General features: G+C 75.0%; 1 protein-coding gene. It reads left to right on the top strand.

Annotated elements, in window-relative coordinates; all coding sequences use genetic code 11:
* Positions 1-228: 228 nt before the first annotated feature.
* On the top strand, positions 229-696 hold a 468-nt coding region (locus HW578_RS27310), incomplete at its 3' end, for an Hpt domain-containing protein (RefSeq protein ID WP_198373820.1).

Genomic DNA, 696 nt, shown 5'->3' with positions numbered 1-696 from the left:
CGCCGCTGGCCGGCGAGCCGACGGGGCGCGAGGCGCTGTCGCTGTGGCTCGCCGCCACCGCGGCCGCTGCCGGCGTGCAACTGAGCCTGGCCGTGCCGCCCGGCGAGGGCTGCGGGCCGCTGCTGCTGCGCCTCGCCGAATAGGGGCCGGCCCGCGCCGCCGCGCGCTTTACCGATTCTTCGGCCCCGCCCGCGCATCCTGCCCCCGCAAGTACCCGCGGGGATGGCGATGGACGATCTGCTGGCCGATTTCCTGACCGAGACTCACGAGGGGCTGACCGCACTCGATTCCGCGCTGCTGCGGCTCGAGCGCACGCCGGACGACCAGCCCACCCTGTCGGAAGTCTTCCGCCTGGTGCACACCATCAAGGGCACCTGCGGATTCCTCGGCCTGTCGCGGCTCCAGGCGGTGGCCCATGCGGCGGAGAACGTGCTGGGGCGCTACCGCGACGGGTCGCTGCCGGTGACGCCGGCGGCGATCAGCCTGATCCTCTCCTCCCTCGACCGCATCAAGGCGATTGTCGCGGGGCTGGAATCGGCCGGCGCCGAGCCCGCGGGCGACGACGCCGCGCTGATCGAGGCGCTGAACGAGGCCGCCGAAGGCCGCAGCGTCGCGGTCGCCGCGCCGGCGGCCCCACCGAAGGCCGAGGCCCCCGCCTCGGCCACCGGCGTGCCAAAAGCGCATGCCGCCGAGGCT

The organism is Roseomonas rosulenta (genome assembly GCF_016106005.1).
Taxonomy (GTDB): domain Bacteria; phylum Pseudomonadota; class Alphaproteobacteria; order Acetobacterales; family Acetobacteraceae; genus Neoroseomonas; species Neoroseomonas rosulenta.
Note: the sequence above shows the minus strand (reverse complement) of the source record. Positions and strands in the feature narration are given on the sequence as shown.